Source organism: Enterobacter cloacae complex sp. EB5, from assembly GCF_031432835.1.
Taxonomy (GTDB): Bacteria; Pseudomonadota; Gammaproteobacteria; order Enterobacterales; family Enterobacteriaceae; genus Enterobacter; species Enterobacter hormaechei_C.
This window is the reverse complement of record NZ_CP133860.1, coordinates 2006919-2024761: the sequence shown is the minus strand read 5'-3', so window position 1 is coordinate 2024761 and position 17843 is coordinate 2006919. Positions and strand designations below refer to the sequence as shown.

Genomic DNA, 17843 nt, shown 5'->3' with positions numbered 1-17843 from the left:
CTGGTAGGCCGGGTAAGCGCAGCGCCACCCGGCATATTCAGAAGGACTTAAATCTCGACCTGCGTCCCCAGCTCAATCACGCGATTAGGCGGGATCTCAAACTGGTCAGGCGCACGCAGGGCGTTACGTTGCAGAATGAGATACAGCTTGCCGCGCAGGCGCAGATACCATGGGCGCTTGCCGATGATTAGCGACTCGTGGGACATAAAGAATGACGTCTCCATCATGCGGCAACTCAGGCCTTCCAGACCGCAGCGGTGGAACACCTCTTCCACGTTCGGCGTTTCGCGCCAGCCGTAGCTTGCCACCACGCGCCAGAAGGTTGGGGACAGCTGTTCAATCTGTACGCGACGCACGTTGTGAACGTACGGCGCATCTTCGGTACGCAGCGTCAGCAGGATCACGCGCTCGTGCAGCACTTTGTTGTGCTTGAGGTTATGCATCAGCGCAAACGGGATCACGTTCAGCGCGCGAGACATATACACCGCTGTGCCCGGCACGCGCACCGGTGGGGATTTCTCCAGCGAGGCGATCATCGCCTCCAGAGAGTTACCGTGCTCGTGCATACGACGCAGCAGGCGGAAACGTTCGCTCTTCCACGTCGTCATCACAATAAACATCACCAGACCCAGCGTCAGCGGCAGCCAGCCACCGGAGACAATCTTGTCGAGGTTCGCAGAGAACAGCGGCACGTCGATGCAGAGGAAGCCAACCAGGATCAGCCCCACGAGGAACTTATTCCAGTGCCAGTTACGGTACGCCACGGTAGTGGAGAGAATAGAGGTCAACACCATCGTTCCGGTTACCGCGATACCGTACGCCGCCGCCAGATTACTGGAGTGCTCAAAGCTGACGATAACAATTACCACCGCGAAGTAGAGCAGCCAGTTGACGAACGGAATGTAGATCTGGCCAGACTCCATCTCTGAGGTATGGATAATGCGCATTGGGGAGAGATACCCCAGACGCACGGCCTGACGCGTCAGGGAGAATACGCCGGAAATGACAGCCTGAGAGGCAATGACTGTCGCCAGCGTCGCCAGGATCAGCATCGGAACCAGCGCCCAGTCCGGCGCCAGCAGGAAGAACGGGTTTTTAATCGCTTCAGGGTGTGCAAGCAGCAGCGCGCCCTGACCGAAGTAATTCAGCACCAGTGAAGGCAAGACCACGCTAAACCAGGCGACGCGAATAGGGAGTTTCCCGAAGTGGCCCATATCCGCATACAGCGCTTCAACACCGGTAATGGACAGCACCACCGCGCCCAGCGCCACAAACGACACCACTTTATATTCCAGGAAGAAATGCACCGCCCACATTGGGTTCAGCGCGTGCAGGACATCCGGGTTGGCGATAATACTGCGTAAGCCCAGCGCCGCCAGGATCAGGAACCAGGCCAGCATAATAGGCGCGAACAGCTTACCCACCAGCCCGGTACCGTGTTTTTGTATGGCAAACAGCAACGTCAGCACGATAATAGCGAGTGGCACCACCCACGTATCAAGCTGTGGCGCGACAATCTCCAGCCCCTCTATGGCCGACATTACCGAAATCGCCGGCGTAATCACGACTTCTCCATAGAAGAAGCTGCCGCCAATCAGGCCGATGATGACCAGCACGGAGGTCATTCTTGCAGACGTATTGCGCCCGGCAAGGGACATCAGGGTCAGAATACCGCCCTCGCCCGCGTTATCAGCCCGCATAACGAAAGAGAGATACTTAAGGGAGACCACCAGGATCAGCAGCCAGAAGATGAGCGAGAGGAAACCAAATACGGCGTCACGCTCTACACCAAAACCAAACTGACCGGACAGACATTCACGAAGCGTATAAAGCGGGCTGGTGCCGATATCACCGTAGACAACCCCGATCGCCGCAAGCGTTACTGCGGGTAATGATTGCTTATTATCAGTGCTCATAGACTAGTCTTTTCGTTTGAATAACAAATGTGTGCTTAGTCCCTTGGCCCACAAAAAGCGCACAGTATGCACGATTCAATGCAAAATCGTACCCCTAAATGCAGCCGCATTAATGTAGCGCAAAGAAAATAGCGCCGCACTTCAGCCTATTACCAGGCCAGACCGAAACGTCTATACTCGCTTCAATTGGCCGCCACGACGGCGAAAGGATGCAAAACTATTATGGCTCACTCACATTTATTAGCAGAAAGAATTTCCCGCCTCAGCAGTGCGCTGGAGAAAGGCCTTTACGAGCGTAGCCACGCCATTCGCCTCTGCTTACTGGCGGCGCTGAGCGGGGAAAGCGTGTTTCTGCTGGGCCCGCCGGGCATTGCCAAAAGTCTGATTGCACGCCGCCTCAAATTCGCTTTCCAGAACGCGCGCGCATTCGAGTATTTGATGACGCGCTTCTCCACGCCGGAAGAAGTTTTCGGCCCACTCTCCATTCAGGCGCTAAAAGATGAGGGACGCTATGAACGTCTGACGGCGGGCTATCTCCCGGAAGCGGAAATCGTCTTTCTTGATGAGATCTGGAAAGCCGGCCCGGCCATTCTGAATACCCTGCTGACGGCAATTAACGAACGCCGCTTCCGTAACGGCGCCAGCGAAGAGAAGATCCCCATGCGCCTGCTGGTGGCCGCGTCAAACGAACTGCCCGAAGCCGACAGCAGCCTGGAAGCGCTGTATGACCGTATGTTGATCCGCCTGTGGCTGGATAAAGTCCAGGATAAATCAAACTTCCGTTCTATGCTGGTGAGCCAGCAGGATGAAAACGAAAACCCGGTGGCAGCGTCATTGCAGGTCACGGACGAGGAATACCACCAGTGGCAGGAGGAGATCGGCAAGATAAAACTGCCCGATCCCGTTTTTGAGCTGATCTTCATGCTGCGCCAGCAGCTTGATTTACTGCCCTCCGCACCGTACGTCTCCGATCGTCGCTGGAAAAAAGCCATTCGCCTGCTCCAGGCAAGCGCGCTGTTTAGCGGCCGCGATGCTGTCGCCCCAATCGATCTGATCCTGCTGAAAGACTGCCTGTGGCACGACGCAGAAGGGATGAATCTGATGCAACAGCAGCTGGACGTTTTGATGACCGGACACGCGTGGGGTCAGCAGTCCATGCTTAATCAACTGGGCGCGATTGCCCAACGTCGCCTTCAGCTCCAGCAGCAGCAAAGTGATAAAACCGCGCTGAAGGTGAACCGTCTTGGCGGGATGTTTGCCCGTAAACCGCACTACGAACTGCCCGCCGGGCTGACTGACGCCTCGCTCACGCTTCTTCTTCAGCAGCCGCTGAAGCTGCATGATATGCAGGTTGTGCACGTGACAATCGAACGCGTTGCGCTGGTTCAGTGGCTGGATAAAGGCGGTGAGATCCGCGGTAAACTCAACGGTATCGGCTTTGCACAGCCGCTGTCGATGGAAGTCGACAGCAGCCAGCACCTTGTGATCCGCGACGTCAGCCTTCAGGGATCGCGCCTGGCGCTGCCGGGCACGGCCTCCGATACTGTTCCGGAGGAGATCAAACAGCAGCTCGACGCGCTGGATAACGAATGGCATCAGCAGCACACGCGCTTCAGCGAGCAGCAGAAATGCCTCTTTATCCATAGCGACTGGTTAGGTCGCATTGAAGCCAGCTTGCAGGATGTCAGCGCGCAGATCAAACAGGCGCGTCAATGCTAACGCTGGACACGCTTAACGTCATGCTGGCGGTTAGCGAGGAAGGGTTGATCGAAGAGGTCGTTATTACCCTGCTCGCTTCACCGCAGCTGGCAGCCTTTTTTGAAAAATTCCCGAAGCTCCGAAAAGCAATGACGGACGATCTTCCCCGCTGGCGCGATAACCTGCGCCAGCGGTTTAAGGAGACGGAAGTCCCGCCGGAACTGACAGAGGAAGTGGCTGGTTACCAGCAGTGCCAGCGGCTTTCAACGCCGCAGTTTATTGCCCAGCTACAGCAAACCCTGACGCTGCTTGATAACGTTCACTCCCCGTTTGCCAGCCAGGCCAGAGCGCTGGTCACGGACAACCCCAGCTTTACTCCCGCCCTGCATACGCTGTTTTTACAGCGCTGGCGACTGAGCCTTGTGGTCCAGGCCACGGCCCTTAATCAGCAGTTGCTGGACGAAGAGCGCGAACAGTTGCTCAGTGAGGTCCAGGAGCGAATGACCCTGAGCGGCCAGTTAGAACAGGTGCTGGTGGAGAATGAAAACGCCGCCGGTCGACTCTGGGATATGAGTGCCGGCCAGCTAAAGCGGGGTGATTATCAGCTGATCGTGAAGTACGGCGACTTTCTGGCGCAACAGCCGGAGCTGATGAAGCTCGCAGAACAGCTCGGCCGTTCCCGGGAGGCCCGGTCGGTCCCAAAGAAAGATGCGCCGATGGAGACCTTTCGTACGCTGGTACGTGAACCCTCCACCGTACCGGAGCAGGTGGACGGGTTACAGCAAAGCGATGACATCCTGCGCCTGCTGCCTACGGAACTCAGCACGCTGGGAATGACCGAACTGGAGTATGAGTTTTATCGTCGGCTGGTGGAAAAACAGCTCATTACCTATCGACTGCATGGCGAAGCCTGGCGCGAGAAGATCAGCCAGCGTCCGGTGGTGCACCAGGATTTTGATGAGCAACCGCGCGGCCCATTCATTGTTTGCGTCGATACGTCCGGATCGATGGGGGGCTTTAATGAACAGTGCGCAAAAGCGTTCTGCCTGGCCCTGATGCGCGTGGCGCTCGCCGATCGTCGTCGCTGCTACATCATGCTCTTTTCCAGCGAAGTGGTGGGGTATGAACTGACCAGCCCACAGGGGCTGGAGCAGGCGATCCGCTTTTTAAGCCAGCGCTTTCGCGGCGGCACCGATCTGGCCAGCTGTTTTCGCAGCATCATTGAGCGCATGCAGGGCGGAGACTGGTACGACGCGGATGCGGTGGTGATTTCCGATTTTATTGCCCAGCGGCTGCCGGACGATGTCGTGAATAAAGTGAAGGAGATGCAGCGCGTGCACCAGCACCGTTTTCATGCCGTGGCGATGTCTGCACATGGAAAACCCGGCATCATGCGCATCTTCGATCACATCTGGCGCTTTGATACCGGGTTGCGTAGCCGCCTGCTCAGACGCTGGAGACGTTAATTAAAGAAGAGAACCGACGCTCTCACGTACCTGCTGCGGCCAGACCCCACACTGTACCTGACCAATGTGAGAGAGTTGCAGCAGCAGCATGGTCAGACGAGACTGGCCAATCCCACCGCCGATGGTCTGCGGCATTTCACCGCGCAGCAGCGCCTGGTGCCACTCCAGTTGCAGACGATCTTCATCACCGGTCACGGCCAGCTGACGCTTCAGTGCTTCAGCATCCACGCGGATCCCCATCGAAGAGAGTTCAAATGCATCTTCCAGAACCGGGTTCCAGACCAGAATATCGCCGTTCAGACCGGCATATTCGCTTTCACCCACGGTGCTCCAGTCATCGTAATCCGGCGCACGGACGTCGTGACGTTTACCATCAGACAATTTCCCGCCAATGCCGATCAGGAATACCGCGCCCAGCTCTTTGGCGATCGCGCGTTCACGGCCTTTGGCATCCAGATCCGGGAAACGGCTCAGCAATTCCTGACTATGGACAAAGTGGATCGTTTCCGGCAGGAACGGTGCCAGACCAAACTCTTTGCTCACGGCCGCTTCGGTTGCTTTGATCCCGGCGTAGATCGCCTCAACGGTGGATTTCAGCGTACCGACATGACGCTCGCCATCTCCCATTACGCGCTCCCAGTCCCATTGGTCAACGTAGACAGAGTGAATCGGGGAGAGGCGGTCTTCATCGGGGCGAAGGGCTTTCATGTGCGTGTAAAGCCCTTCGCCCGCGCTGAAGTCGTGTTGTCCCAGGGTTTGACGCTTCCACTTCGCCAGGGAATGAACCACTTCGAACTGGGCGTCTGGCAGTGTTTTCACTTTTACCTGTACCGCTTTTTCGCAACCAGACAAGTTATCCTGCGTCCCGTCACCCACGCGGCTCAGAATCGGCGCCTGAACTTCAATAAGGCCAAGCTTCTCTTCCAGCTGGCGGGAAAAATGGGATTTAACGAAACTGATCTGGCGTTGTTTTGCGATGTAAGCGGTTTTCATTATTTATACTCCTGCGTCCTGTTGATACTGATTAAGCAACAGAACAGGCGCTTAATTCAATAACCCATCAACAAAAAGTCGCCTTCACTTTTGATTCGTTAAAATAAGACGCTAGAATAGAAGGAATCATTAATCTTCATAAGAAAAACCTATGGAAAATTATCAGATCGACAATCTGGACCGCGGCATTCTGGAAGCGCTAATGGCCAACGCACGCACTGCGTATGCCGAACTGGCGAAACAATTTGGCGTCAGCCCGGGGACCATTCACGTTCGCGTAGAGAAAATGAAGCAGGCCGGGATCATCACCGGCGCACGCATTGATGTCAGCCCGAAGCAACTCGGCTACGACGTCTGCTGCTTTATTGGCATTATTCTGAAAAGCGCCAAAGATTACCCTTCCGCGCTGGAGAAACTGAACGCGCTGGATGAAGTCACCGAGGCGTACTACACCACCGGGCATTACAGCATCTTTATAAAGGTGATGTGCCGATCCATCGACGCCCTCCAGCAGGTACTTATCAACAAGATCCAAACAATCGATGAAATTCAGTCCACCGAAACCCTGATCTCCCTGCAAAACCCGATCATGCGTACTATCCGCCCGTGATCGGGCAAATTCATTCCCACATTTTCCACAGGTAGATCCCAGCTCGTTCACAGCGTACAATGGCCGCCTCTTTATCTGAGCGAGCGATCAATGGCGGACATTACTCTTATCAGCGGCAGCACCCTGGGCGGTGCGGAATATGTAGCGGAACATCTGGCTGAGAAGCTGGAAGACGCGGGCTTTTCTACACAAACGCTGCACGGACCGCTGCTGGAAGATCTCCCGACTGACGGGGTCTGGCTGCTGATCACCTCCACGCACGGCGCGGGCGATCTGCCGGATAACCTGCAACCTTTATATGACGAACTGCTGGAACAACAGCCCGATCTGTCAAACGTCCGGTTTGGCGCTGTGGGGATCGGCAGCCGTGAATATGACACTTTCTGTGGCGCCATAGAGAAAGTTGAAGCTGCGGTGACCGCCTGCGGAGCAAAACAGCTGGGTGAAACGCTGAAGATCAACATCCTCGATCATGACATTCCCGAAGATCCAGCCGAGATCTGGCTCGCGGAATGGAAAAATTTACTCAAAAACGATTAAAGATCGTGCGATCAGATGTGGATAACTCTGGTTAAAAGCTCGTATTAAGCCGTAGTTATCCAAAGAACAACGTTGGTTTAGTTTTTGACCTGTGTATAAAGTAGCGATCTGATCCCAGCTTATACGGTCCAGGATCACCGATCATTCACAGCAAACGATCCTTCCTAACTGCATGATCTTATTTATGGGATCGGACTTATCCACAAAGGTCTGCGATCCTAATAAGAGATCACAATAGAACAGATCTATAAATAAAAAGATCTTCTTTTTAATAGCCCAAGATCCCAATGCTTTCTCGAAAGACTAAAGTTGAGTAGAATCCACGGCCCGGGCTTCAATCCATTTTCATACCGCTTTACGCGAGGCAGACCACCATGTTTTATCAGGATCCTTTTGACGTCATCATCATTGGCGGGGGTCACGCAGGCACTGAGGCCGCAATGGCCGCAGCGCGAATGGGTCAGCAGACCCTGCTTTTGACACACAATATCGACACGCTGGGACAAATGTCCTGTAATCCGGCGATTGGCGGCATTGGGAAAGGACACCTGGTAAAAGAAGTGGATGCACTTGGCGGCCTGATGGCGAAAGCGATCGATCATGCAGGCATCCAGTTTAGGATACTAAACGCGAGTAAAGGTCCGGCTGTTCGCGCCACCCGTGCACAGGCAGACCGCGTGCTTTACCGTCAGGCTGTGCGCACCGCGCTGGAAAACCAACCGAACCTGATGATCTTCCAGCAGGCGGTAGAAGATCTTATCGTGGAGAACGATCGTGTTGTTGGCGCCGTGACCCAGATGGGTCTCAAGTTCCGCGCAAAAGCGGTGGTGCTGACGGTCGGGACATTCCTGGACGGTAAAATCCATATTGGTCTGGACAACTACAGCGGTGGCCGTGCTGGCGATCCGCCGTCGATTCCGTTATCTCGTCGCCTGCGTGAGTTGCCGCTGCGCGTAAGCCGCCTGAAAACCGGTACGCCGCCGCGTATTGATGCGCGCACCATTGATTTCAGCGTGCTGGCACAGCAGCACGGCGATAACCCGATGCCGGTGTTCTCGTTCATGGGCAATGCGGCGCAACATCCGCAGCAGGTGCCGTGCTACATCACGCACACCAATGAAAAAACCCATGACGTGATCCGCAATAACCTCGATCGCAGCCCAATGTACGCCGGTGTGATCGAAGGGATCGGCCCACGTTATTGCCCGTCGATCGAAGACAAAGTGATGCGCTTTGCCGATCGTAATCAGCACCAGATCTTCCTCGAGCCGGAAGGGCTGACCTCTAACGAAATTTACCCGAACGGCATCTCCACCAGCCTGCCGTTCGACGTGCAGATGCAGATTGTGCGTTCGATGCAGGGCATGGAAAACGCGAAGATCGTTCGTCCTGGCTACGCTATTGAGTACGATTTCTTCGATCCGCGTGACCTGAAGCCGACGCTGGAAAGCAAATTCATCCAGGGTCTGTTCTTCGCAGGCCAGATTAACGGCACCACCGGGTACGAAGAAGCTGCCGCGCAAGGGCTGCTGGCCGGTCTGAACGCTGCTCGCTTCTCTGCCGAGAAAGAGGGCTGGGCACCGGCGCGTTCTCAGGCTTACCTGGGCGTTCTGGTCGACGATCTCTGCACGCTGGGGACCAAAGAACCGTACCGCATGTTTACTTCTCGTGCGGAATATCGCCTGATGCTGCGCGAAGACAATGCCGATCTGCGTCTGACCGAGGTAGGCCGCGAATTGGGACTGGTGGATGACGAACGCTGGGCGCGCTTCAACGATAAGCTCGAGCGTATCGAACAGGAACGTCAGCGCCTGAAAACCACCTGGGTGAATCCGCAGGCGGAAACTGCTGCTGAAGTGAATGCTCACTTAACAGCACCGCTTTCGCGCGAAGCCAGCGGGGAAGATCTGCTGCGCCGTCCTGAAGTCACCTACGAGAATCTGGTCAAACTGACCGCGTTCGCACCGGGCCTTGAAGACGCTGAAGCGGCTGAACAGGTCGAGATCCAGGTGAAATACGAAGGTTACATCGCGCGTCAGCAGGATGAGATCGAAAAACAGCAGCGCAACGAAAACACGCTGCTGCCGGAAATGCTGGACTATCGTCAGGTGACGGGGCTTTCCAACGAAGTGATCGCTAAGCTGAACGATCACAAACCTGTGTCGATTGGCCAGGCCTCACGTATCTCCGGCGTCACACCTGCCGCGATTTCGATTCTGCTGGTGTGGCTGAAAAAGCAGGGTATGCTGCGCCGCAGCGCGTAATGCTCTGAAAATTGCCCGGTGGCGCTGCGCTTACCGGGCCTACTGAACCCGTAGGGCGGGTTAGCGAAGCGCCACCCGCCACTTAAGTTTCTCAACAGGTATCCACCGTGCTCAATAAACTCTCTCGTCTGCTGGAACAGGCAGGTATTTCGCTCACCGATCACCAGAAAAATCAGCTGGTGGCCTATGTCGATATGCTGAACAAATGGAATAAAGCGTACAACCTCACCTCCGTACGCGATCCCAACGAGATGCTGATTCGCCATATTCTCGATAGCATCGTCGTGGCGCCTTACCTGAACGGTGAACGTTTTATCGACGTGGGCACCGGTCCGGGCTTGCCGGGCGTTCCGTTGTCTATTGTTCGACCGGAGAGTCATTTCACGCTGCTGGACAGCCTGGGCAAGCGCGTACGCTTTTTACGCCAGGTTCAGCATGAGCTGAAGCTGGAAAACATCACGCCCGTGCAGAGCAGGGTAGAGGAGTTCCCGGCAGAGCCACCGTTTGACGGTGTTATCAGCCGCGCGTTTGCCTCACTCAATGACATGGTGAGCTGGTGCAAACACCTGCCAGCGGAGAAAGGGCGTTTTTATGCGCTGAAAGGGCAACTTCCGGGGGACGAAATCGAGCAGCTTCCGGACGGTTTTGCTGTCGAATCTATTGAGAAACTCCAGATCCCTCAGCTCGAAGGTGAGCGTCATCTGGTGATAATTAAGCCAAACACTTTTTAAAAAATTAATAAAAAATGTGGAATTTGTGCTGTTCTGATCGTGTTAAAAAGCAGCACATCCAGTCAGATTTGGTCGTGGTTAATTTAACCTTGTTGTTACCGTGGATTTTCTTATGGTTAACCTGACGTGATTCGTTCACCCAGAGGATAGTCAACCATGAAATTATCAGCCTGCTAAAAGTGGGTGAAAGCAACAAGAATGGAATGTTAAATATTTATTAAGAATGTCAATAAAAGGTTTTTGTTGTATACGGCTCTGTTTTAAAAATAGTTGCGGTTTTTTTGCTTTAATTTCATGCAGATGAAATTAATCGTTTTACGTCTTTGATAAATACCACTTTATCGCAAATGTGTATTTTGTGATCTCGTGCACGCTTTATCACCAACGTTTCCGCGCTGTTTGCAGTTTTGCCTGAAGGTCGACACTTAGGTCAAAAGTTGAAAAATAGGACTGGGGAAAAATATTTAAACATTTATTCACCTTTTCGCTACTTAATGTTTGAAATCACGGGTACGCACCGTATAATTTGACCGCTTTTTGATGCTTGACTCTGAGCCTTAAAGGACGTTTTATACGACACGCGGCATACCTCGAAGGGAGCAGGAGTAAAAACGTGATGTCTGTGTCGCTCTTGAGTAGAAACGTTGCTCGTAAGCTTCTGTTCATTCAGTTTCTGGCTGTGATAGCAAGTGGACTGCTGTTTAGCCTCAAAGACCCCTTCTGGGGCATCTCCGCCGTGTGCGGGGGTTTGGCGGTGGTTCTGCCAAACGTGTTGTTTATGATTTTTGCCTGGCGTCATCAGGCGCATACACCCGCCAAAGGCCGCGTGGCCTGGTCCTTCGCTCTCGGCGAAGTGTGTAAGGTGTTGCTGACCTTTGCTCTACTGGTGATGGCGCTGGCGGTTTTGAAAGTGGTATTCATGCCGCTGATAGCAACGTGGGTTTTGGTGCTGGTGGTACAAGTTCTGGCTCCAGCTGTAATCAATAACAAAGGGTAAAAGGCATCATGGCTTCAGAAAATATGACGCCGCAGGATTACATAGGTCACCATCTGAATAACCTTCAGCTGGACCTGCGTACATTCTCGCTGGTGGATCCACATAACCCCCCGGCCACCTTCTGGACGATCAACATCGACTCCATGTTCTTCTCGGTGGTTTTGGGTCTTCTGTTCCTGGCCATGTTCCGCAGCGTTGCTAAAAAGGCGACCAGCGGTGTTCCAGGGAAATTCCAGACGTTCATCGAGATGATCATCGGCTTCGTCCATGGCAGCGTAAAAGACATGTACCATGGTAAGAGCAAGCTGATTGCTCCGCTGGCCCTGACCGTGTTCGTTTGGGTCTTCCTGATGAACCTGATGGACCTCCTGCCTATCGATTTCTTACCTTGGATCGGTGAGCACGTACTCGGCCTGCCTGCACTGCGCGTGGTTCCGTCTGCCGACGTGAACATCACCCTGTCGATGGCGCTGGGCGTATTTATCCTCATTCTGTTCTACAGCATCAAAATGAAAGGCGTAAGCGGCTTTGTGAAAGAGCTTACCTTGCAGCCGTTCAACCACTGGGCGTTTATTCCGGTCAACCTGATCCTGGAAGGCGTTAGCCTGCTGTCCAAACCTGTTTCACTGGGTCTGCGACTGTTCGGCAACATGTATGCGGGTGAGCTGATTTTCATTCTGATCGCGGGTCTTCTGCCGTGGTGGTCACAGTGGATTCTGAATGTGCCATGGGCCATTTTCCACATCCTGATCATTACGCTGCAAGCCTTTATCTTCATGGTTCTGACGATCGTCTATCTGTCGATGGCGTCTGAAGAGCACTGATTTTTTACCAACACTACTACGTTTTAATTGAAACAAACTGGAGACTGTCATGGAAAACCTGAATATGGATCTGCTGTACATGGCTGCCGCTGTGATGATGGGTCTGGCGGCTATCGGTGCTGCGATCGGTATCGGCATCCTCGGGGGCAAATTCCTGGAAGGCGCAGCGCGTCAACCTGATCTGATTCCTCTGCTGCGTACTCAGTTCTTTATCGTTATGGGTCTGGTGGATGCAATCCCAATGATCGCTGTAGGTCTGGGTCTGTACGTGATGTTTGCTGTCGCGTAGTAGTTGTTTTAAAACCCCAAGCCACAGAAATTTAAGAGGTATTGTGCTGTGAACATGAACGCAACAATCCTCGGCCAGGCCATCGCGTTTATTCTCTTTGTCTGGTTCTGCATGAAGTATGTATGGCCGCCTTTAATGGCTGCCATCGAAAAACGTCAGAAAGAAATTGCTGACGGTCTGGCTTCCGCAGAACGCGCTAAGAAAGATTTGGACCTTGCACAGGCCAACGCGACAGACCAGCTGAAAAAAGCGAAAGCTGAAGCTCAGGTAATCATTGAACAGGCTAACAAACGCCGTTCTCAGATCCTGGACGAAGCAAAAGCTGAAGCAGAACAGGAACGTACTAAGATCGTGACACAGGCTCAGGCTGAAATTGAAGCTGAGCGTAAACGTGCTCGTGAAGAACTGCGTAAGCAGGTTGCGATTCTGGCTGTTGCTGGCGCCGAGAAGATCATCGAACGTTCCGTGGATGAAGCTGCTAACAGCGACATCGTGGACAAACTTGTCGCTGAACTGTAAGGAGGGAGGGGCTGATGTCTGAATTTGTTACGGTAGCTCGCCCCTACGCCAAAGCAGCTTTTGACTTTGCTGTCGAACACCAAAATGTCGATCGCTGGCAGAATATGCTGGCGTTTGCCGCTGAGGTGACGAAAAACGAACAAATGGCCGAGTTGCTTTCTGGTGCGTTAGCGCCTGAAACCCTCGCCGCGTCGTTTATCGCCGTGTGCGGAGAGCAACTGGATGCCAACGGCCAGAACCTGATTAAGGTGATGGCGGAAAATGGTCGTCTCCGTGTGCTCCCGGATGTTCTCGAGCAGTTTGAGCACTTACGTGCCCTTAGTGAAGCTACCGCTGAAGTTGAAGTAACTTCCGCGACTGAACTGAGTGACGAACAGCTTGCGAAAATCACCGCCGCGATGGAAAAACGTCTGTCACGCAAAGTTAAGCTGAATTGCAAAATCGATAAGTCTGTAATGGCAGGCGTAATCATCCGCTCGGGTGATATGGTCATTGATGGCAGCGTACGCGGCCGTCTTGAGCGCCTTGCAGACGTCTTGCAGTCTTAAGGGGACTGGAGCATGCAACTGAATTCCACCGAAATCAGCGAACTGATCAAGCAGCGCATTGCTCAGTTCAATGTTGTGAGTGAAGCTCACAACGAAGGTACTATTGTTTCTGTAAGTGACGGTGTTATCCGCATCCACGGCCTGGCCGATTGTATGCAGGGTGAGATGATTTCCCTGCCGGGTAACCGTTACGCTATCGCACTGAACCTGGAGCGCGACTCCGTAGGTGCCGTTGTGATGGGTCCATACGCTGACCTTGCCGAAGGCATGAAGGTTAAGTGTACTGGCCGTATTCTGGAAGTACCGGTTGGCCGTGGCCTGCTGGGTCGCGTTGTTAACACCCTGGGTGCGCCAATCGACGGTAAAGGTCCGGTTGAGCACGATGGCTTCTCCCCAATCGAAGTTATCGCACCAGGCGTTATCGACCGTCAGTCCGTTGATCAGCCAGTGCAGACGGGTTATAAGTCCGTTGACGCCATGATCCCAATCGGTCGTGGTCAGCGTGAACTGATCATCGGTGACCGTCAGACCGGTAAAACCGCGATGGCTATCGACGCCATCATCAACCAGCGTGATTCCGGCATCAAATGTGTGTACGTGGCTATCGGCCAGAAAGCGTCCACCATTTCCAACGTGGTTCGTAAACTGGAAGAGCACGGCGCACTGTCTAACACTATCGTTGTGGTAGCAACCGCGTCTGAATCTGCTGCACTGCAATACCTGGCGCCATACGCCGGTTGCGCAATGGGCGAATACTTCCGTGACCGCGGTGAAGATGCGCTGATCGTATACGATGACCTGTCTAAACAGGCCGTTGCTTATCGTCAGGTTTCCCTGCTGCTCCGTCGTCCACCTGGACGTGAAGCATTCCCTGGCGACGTATTCTACCTCCACTCTCGTCTGCTGGAGCGTGCTTCCCGCGTTAACGCGGAATACGTCGAGAACTTCACTAAAGGTGAAGTGAAGGGTAAAACAGGTTCTCTGACCGCTCTGCCGATCATTGAAACCCAGGCGGGTGACGTTTCTGCGTTCGTTCCGACCAACGTAATCTCCATTACCGATGGTCAGATCTTCCTGGAAACCAACCTGTTTAACTCCGGTATTCGTCCGGCGGTTAACCCGGGTATCTCCGTATCCCGTGTGGGTGGTGCTGCTCAGACCAAGATCATCAAGAAACTGTCCGGTGGTATCCGTACCGCGCTGGCACAGTATCGTGAACTGGCTGCGTTCTCTCAGTTCGCATCCGATCTGGACGAAGCAACCCGTAAACAGCTGAGCCACGGTCAGAAAGTGACCGAGCTGCTGAAGCAGAAACAGTACGCGCCAATGTCTGTTGCTCAGCAGGGCCTGGTACTGTTCGCGGCTGAACGCGGTTACCTCGAAGATGTGGAACTGGCGAAAATCGGTAGCTTCGAAGCCGCTCTGCTGGCTTACGTCGACCGTGATCACGCTCCGCTGATGCAAGAGATCAACCAGACCGGTGGCTATAACGACGAAATCGAAGGCAAGCTGAAAGCTATCCTCGATTCCTTCAAAGCAACCCAATCCTGGTAATCGTCCGGCGGCTTGTCTCAGGACAAGCCGTCTGGCATTGAGGAGAAGCTCATGGCCGGCGCAAAAGAGATACGTAGTAAGATCGCAAGCGTCCAGAACACGCAAAAGATCACTAAAGCGATGGAGATGGTCGCCGCTTCCAAAATGCGTAAATCGCAGGATCGCATGGCGGCCAGCCGTCCTTATGCAGAGACCATGCGCAAAGTGATTGGTCACCTTGCAAACGGTAATCTGGAATATAAGCACCCTTACCTGGAAGAACGCGACGTTAAGCGCGTGGGCTACCTGGTGGTGTCGACTGACCGTGGTCTGTGTGGCGGCTTGAACATTAACCTGTTCAAAAAACTGCTGGCGGATATGAAAGGCTGGTCCGATAAAGGCGTTCAGTGCGATCTGGCACTGATTGGCTCTAAAGGCGTCTCTTTCTTTAACTCCGTTGGCGGCAACATTGTCGCTCAGGTGACCGGTATGGGTGATAACCCGTCCCTGTCCGAACTGATCGGCCCGGTTAAAGTGATGTTGCAGGCCTACGATGAAGGCCGTCTGGACAGACTGTACGTTGTCAGCAACAAATTTATTAACACCATGTCTCAGGTGCCTACGCTCACTCAGATGCTGCCGTTACCGGCATCAGAAGATGACGAGCTGAAACAGAAAGCCTGGGATTACCTGTATGAACCCGATCCGAAACCGCTGCTGGATACCCTGCTGCGTCGTTACGTTGAATCTCAGGTTTATCAGGGCGTTGTAGAAAACCTGGCCAGCGAGCAGGCCGCACGAATGGTGGCGATGAAAGCCGCGACCGATAATGGCGGCAGCCTGATTAAAGAGCTGCAGTTGGTTTACAACAAAGCTCGTCAGGCCAGCATTACTCAGGAACTCACCGAGATCGTCTCGGGGGCCGCCGCGGTTTAACCAGGTTTACGAATTACGTAGAGGATTCAAGATGGCTACTGGAAAGATTGTCCAGGTAATCGGCGCCGTGGTGGACGTCGAGTTCCCTCAGGACGCCGTACCACGCGTGTACGACGCGCTTGAGGTACAGAATGGTAACGAGAGCCTGGTGCTGGAAGTTCAGCAGCAGCTCGGCGGCGGTATCGTGCGTACCATCGCCATGGGTTCTTCCGACGGTCTGCGTCGTGGTCTGGAAGTAAAAGACCTTGAGCACCCGATCGAAGTCCCGGTAGGTAAAGCAACACTGGGTCGTATCATGAACGTATTGGGTCAGCCAATCGACATGAAAGGCGACATCGGTGAAGAAGAGCGTTGGGCTATCCACCGCGCGGCACCTTCCTACGAAGAGCTGTCCAGCTCTCAGGAACTGCTGGAAACCGGCATCAAAGTTATCGACCTGATGTGTCCGTTCGCGAAGGGCGGTAAAGTTGGTCTGTTCGGTGGTGCGGGTGTAGGTAAAACCGTAAACATGATGGAGCTGATCCGTAACATCGCGATCGAGCACTCCGGTTACTCTGTGTTTGCGGGCGTGGGTGAACGTACTCGTGAGGGTAACGACTTCTACCACGAAATGACCGACTCCAACGTTCTGGATAAAGTATCCCTGGTTTACGGCCAGATGAACGAGCCACCAGGAAACCGTCTGCGCGTTGCGCTGACTGGCCTGACGATGGCTGAGAAGTTCCGTGACGAAGGCCGTGACGTTCTGCTGTTCGTTGATAACATCTACCGTTACACCCTGGCCGGTACTGAAGTATCTGCACTGCTGGGTCGTATGCCTTCAGCGGTAGGTTATCAGCCTACGCTTGCGGAAGAGATGGGTGTTCTTCAGGAACGTATCACCTCTACCAAAACCGGTTCTATCACCTCCGTTCAGGCGGTATACGTACCTGCGGATGACTTGACTGACCCATCCCCAGCCACCACCTTTGCTCACTTAGATGCAACCGTGGTACTGAGCCGTCAGATCGCGTCTCTGGGTATCTACCCGGCCGTTGACCCGCTGGACTCCACCAGCCGTCAGCTGGATCCACTGGTTGTTGGCCAGGAGCACTACGACACCGCGCGTGGCGTACAGTCCCTGCTGCAACGTTATCAGGAACTGAAAGACATCATCGCCATCCTGGGTATGGATGAGCTGTCTGAAGAAGACAAACTGGTGGTAGCACGTGCGCGTAAGATCCAGCGCTTCCTGTCCCAGCCGTTCTTCGTTGCGGAAGTATTCACCGGTTCTCCAGGTAAATACGTTTCCCTGAAAGACACCATCCGTGGCTTTAAAGGCATCATGGAAGGCGAATACGATCACCTGCCAGAGCAGGCGTTCTACATGGTTGGTTCCATCGAAGAAGCCGTGGAAAAAGCCAAAAAACTTTAACGCCTTAATCGGAGGGTGATATGGCAATGACTTACCACCTGGACGTCGTCAGCGCAGAGCAACAAATGTTCTCTGGTCTGGTCGAGAAAATCCAGGTAACGGGTAGTGAAGGTGAACTGGGTATTTTCCCGGGTCACGCACCGCTGCTCACCGCCATTAAGCCTGGTATGATCCGCATCGTTAAACAGTTCGGTCATGAAGAGTTTATCTATCTGTCCGGCGGCATTCTTGAAGTGCAGCCAGGCAGTGTGACCGTTCTGGCCGATACCGCTATTCGTGGCCAGGATCTCGACGAAGCGCGAGCCCTGGAATCGAAGCGTAAGGCTGAAGAGCACATTAACAGCTCTCATGGTGACGTGGATTACGCTCAGGCGTCTGCGGAGCTGGCCAAAGCGATCGCGAAACTGCGCGTTATCGAGTTGACCAAAAAAGCGATGTAACACCGGCTTGAAAAGCACAAAAGCCAGTCTGGATCCCAGGCTGGCTTTTTTTTTCGGCCTTAATTCATGATGAAAAAGATGTAGAATTTTAAGCATCAAACGTTTTTACTTCTCACACAAACTAC

At 53.8% G+C, this 17843-nt stretch carries 17 protein-coding genes; 15 read left to right on the top strand and 2 right to left on the bottom strand.

Features of this window, described 5'->3' with window-relative positions; translation table 11 throughout:
* Window positions 1–47: 47 nt before the first annotated feature.
* Window positions 48–1916 (bottom strand): low affinity potassium transporter Kup, encoded by a 1869-nt coding sequence (gene kup / locus RHN82_RS09690; RefSeq protein ID WP_006808744.1) that lies wholly within the window; start codon window positions 1914–1916, stop codon window positions 48–50.
* Between the two features lie 222 nt (window positions 1917–2138).
* Between kup and ravA the strand changes: the two genes are divergently transcribed.
* Window positions 2139–3635, top strand: coding sequence for an ATPase RavA (gene ravA, locus RHN82_RS09685; protein ID WP_003862389.1), 1497 nt, complete (start codon window positions 2139–2141; stop codon window positions 3633–3635).
* Window positions 3629–5080, top strand: coding sequence for an ATPase RavA stimulator ViaA (gene viaA, locus RHN82_RS09680; RefSeq protein WP_015570153.1), 1452 nt, complete (start codon window positions 3629–3631; stop codon window positions 5078–5080). The genes ravA and viaA overlap by 7 nt, the downstream gene beginning before the upstream one ends.
* Here the strand turns inward: viaA and asnA are convergent, their stop codons facing one another.
* A complete protein-coding gene (asnA, locus tag RHN82_RS09675; protein ID WP_003862385.1) occupies window positions 5081–6073 on the bottom strand; it encodes an aspartate--ammonia ligase in 993 nt (330 codons plus the stop codon). It lies immediately after the preceding gene.
* A gap of 151 nt (window positions 6074–6224) precedes the next feature.
* On the opposite strand from asnA, the gene asnC reads away from it, so the two are divergent.
* The 13 genes from asnC to RHN82_RS09610 all read left to right on the top strand — a co-directional run bounded on the left by asnC (window position 6225) and on the right by RHN82_RS09610 (window position 17718).
* Window positions 6225–6683 carry a transcriptional regulator AsnC gene (asnC, locus tag RHN82_RS09670; RefSeq protein WP_003862383.1) on the top strand — a complete coding sequence of 153 codons (459 nt, stop codon included), beginning with the start codon at window positions 6225–6227 and terminating at the stop codon, window positions 6681–6683.
* A gap of 90 nt (window positions 6684–6773) precedes the next feature.
* A complete protein-coding gene (mioC, locus tag RHN82_RS09665) occupies window positions 6774–7223 on the top strand; it encodes an FMN-binding protein MioC (RefSeq protein WP_003862381.1) in 450 nt (149 codons plus the stop codon).
* 374 nt (window positions 7224–7597) lie between these two features.
* Complete coding sequence (mnmG, locus tag RHN82_RS09660) at window positions 7598–9487, top strand: tRNA uridine-5-carboxymethylaminomethyl(34) synthesis enzyme MnmG (protein ID WP_047050598.1); 1890 nt, start codon at window positions 7598–7600, stop codon at window positions 9485–9487.
* Between the two features lie 107 nt (window positions 9488–9594).
* Window positions 9595–10218 carry a 16S rRNA (guanine(527)-N(7))-methyltransferase RsmG gene (rsmG, locus tag RHN82_RS09655; protein ID WP_047050599.1) on the top strand — a complete coding sequence of 208 codons (624 nt, stop codon included), beginning with the start codon at window positions 9595–9597 and terminating at the stop codon, window positions 10216–10218.
* A 616-nt stretch (window positions 10219–10834) separates the two neighbouring features.
* Window positions 10835–11215 carry a F0F1 ATP synthase subunit I gene (atpI, locus tag RHN82_RS09650; protein WP_008500194.1) on the top strand — a complete coding sequence of 127 codons (381 nt, stop codon included), beginning with the start codon at window positions 10835–10837 and terminating at the stop codon, window positions 11213–11215.
* An 8-nt stretch (window positions 11216–11223) separates the two neighbouring features.
* Window positions 11224–12039 carry a F0F1 ATP synthase subunit A gene (gene atpB / locus RHN82_RS09645; RefSeq protein WP_003862373.1) on the top strand — a complete coding sequence of 272 codons (816 nt, stop codon included), beginning with the start codon at window positions 11224–11226 and terminating at the stop codon, window positions 12037–12039.
* A gap of 49 nt (window positions 12040–12088) precedes the next feature.
* The gene (gene atpE / locus RHN82_RS09640) at window positions 12089–12328 is read left to right on the top strand and encodes a F0F1 ATP synthase subunit C (protein WP_000429386.1); all 240 of its coding nucleotides are present in this window, start codon (window positions 12089–12091) and stop codon (window positions 12326–12328) included.
* Between the two features lie 48 nt (window positions 12329–12376).
* The gene (atpF, locus tag RHN82_RS09635; RefSeq protein WP_003862370.1) at window positions 12377–12847 is read left to right on the top strand and encodes a F0F1 ATP synthase subunit B; all 471 of its coding nucleotides are present in this window, start codon (window positions 12377–12379) and stop codon (window positions 12845–12847) included.
* A 14-nt stretch (window positions 12848–12861) separates the two neighbouring features.
* Entirely contained in the window at window positions 12862–13395 is a 534-nt protein-coding gene (atpH, locus tag RHN82_RS09630; protein ID WP_003862369.1) for a F0F1 ATP synthase subunit delta, read from the top strand.
* Between the two features lie 12 nt (window positions 13396–13407).
* Window positions 13408–14949: a F0F1 ATP synthase subunit alpha gene (gene atpA / locus RHN82_RS09625; RefSeq protein WP_003862367.1), complete on the top strand. Its 1542-nt coding sequence runs from the start codon at window positions 13408–13410 to the stop codon at window positions 14947–14949.
* 51 nt (window positions 14950–15000) lie between these two features.
* Window positions 15001–15864, top strand: coding sequence for a F0F1 ATP synthase subunit gamma (atpG, locus tag RHN82_RS09620; protein WP_003862364.1), 864 nt, complete (start codon window positions 15001–15003; stop codon window positions 15862–15864).
* Between the two features lie 31 nt (window positions 15865–15895).
* A complete protein-coding gene (gene atpD, locus RHN82_RS09615; protein WP_003862362.1) occupies window positions 15896–17278 on the top strand; it encodes a F0F1 ATP synthase subunit beta in 1383 nt (460 codons plus the stop codon).
* Window positions 17279–17298: 20 nt separating this feature from the next.
* A complete protein-coding gene (locus RHN82_RS09610) occupies window positions 17299–17718 on the top strand; it encodes a F0F1 ATP synthase subunit epsilon (protein ID WP_003862360.1) in 420 nt (139 codons plus the stop codon).
* The last annotated feature ends 125 nt before the right edge of the window (window positions 17719–17843 follow it).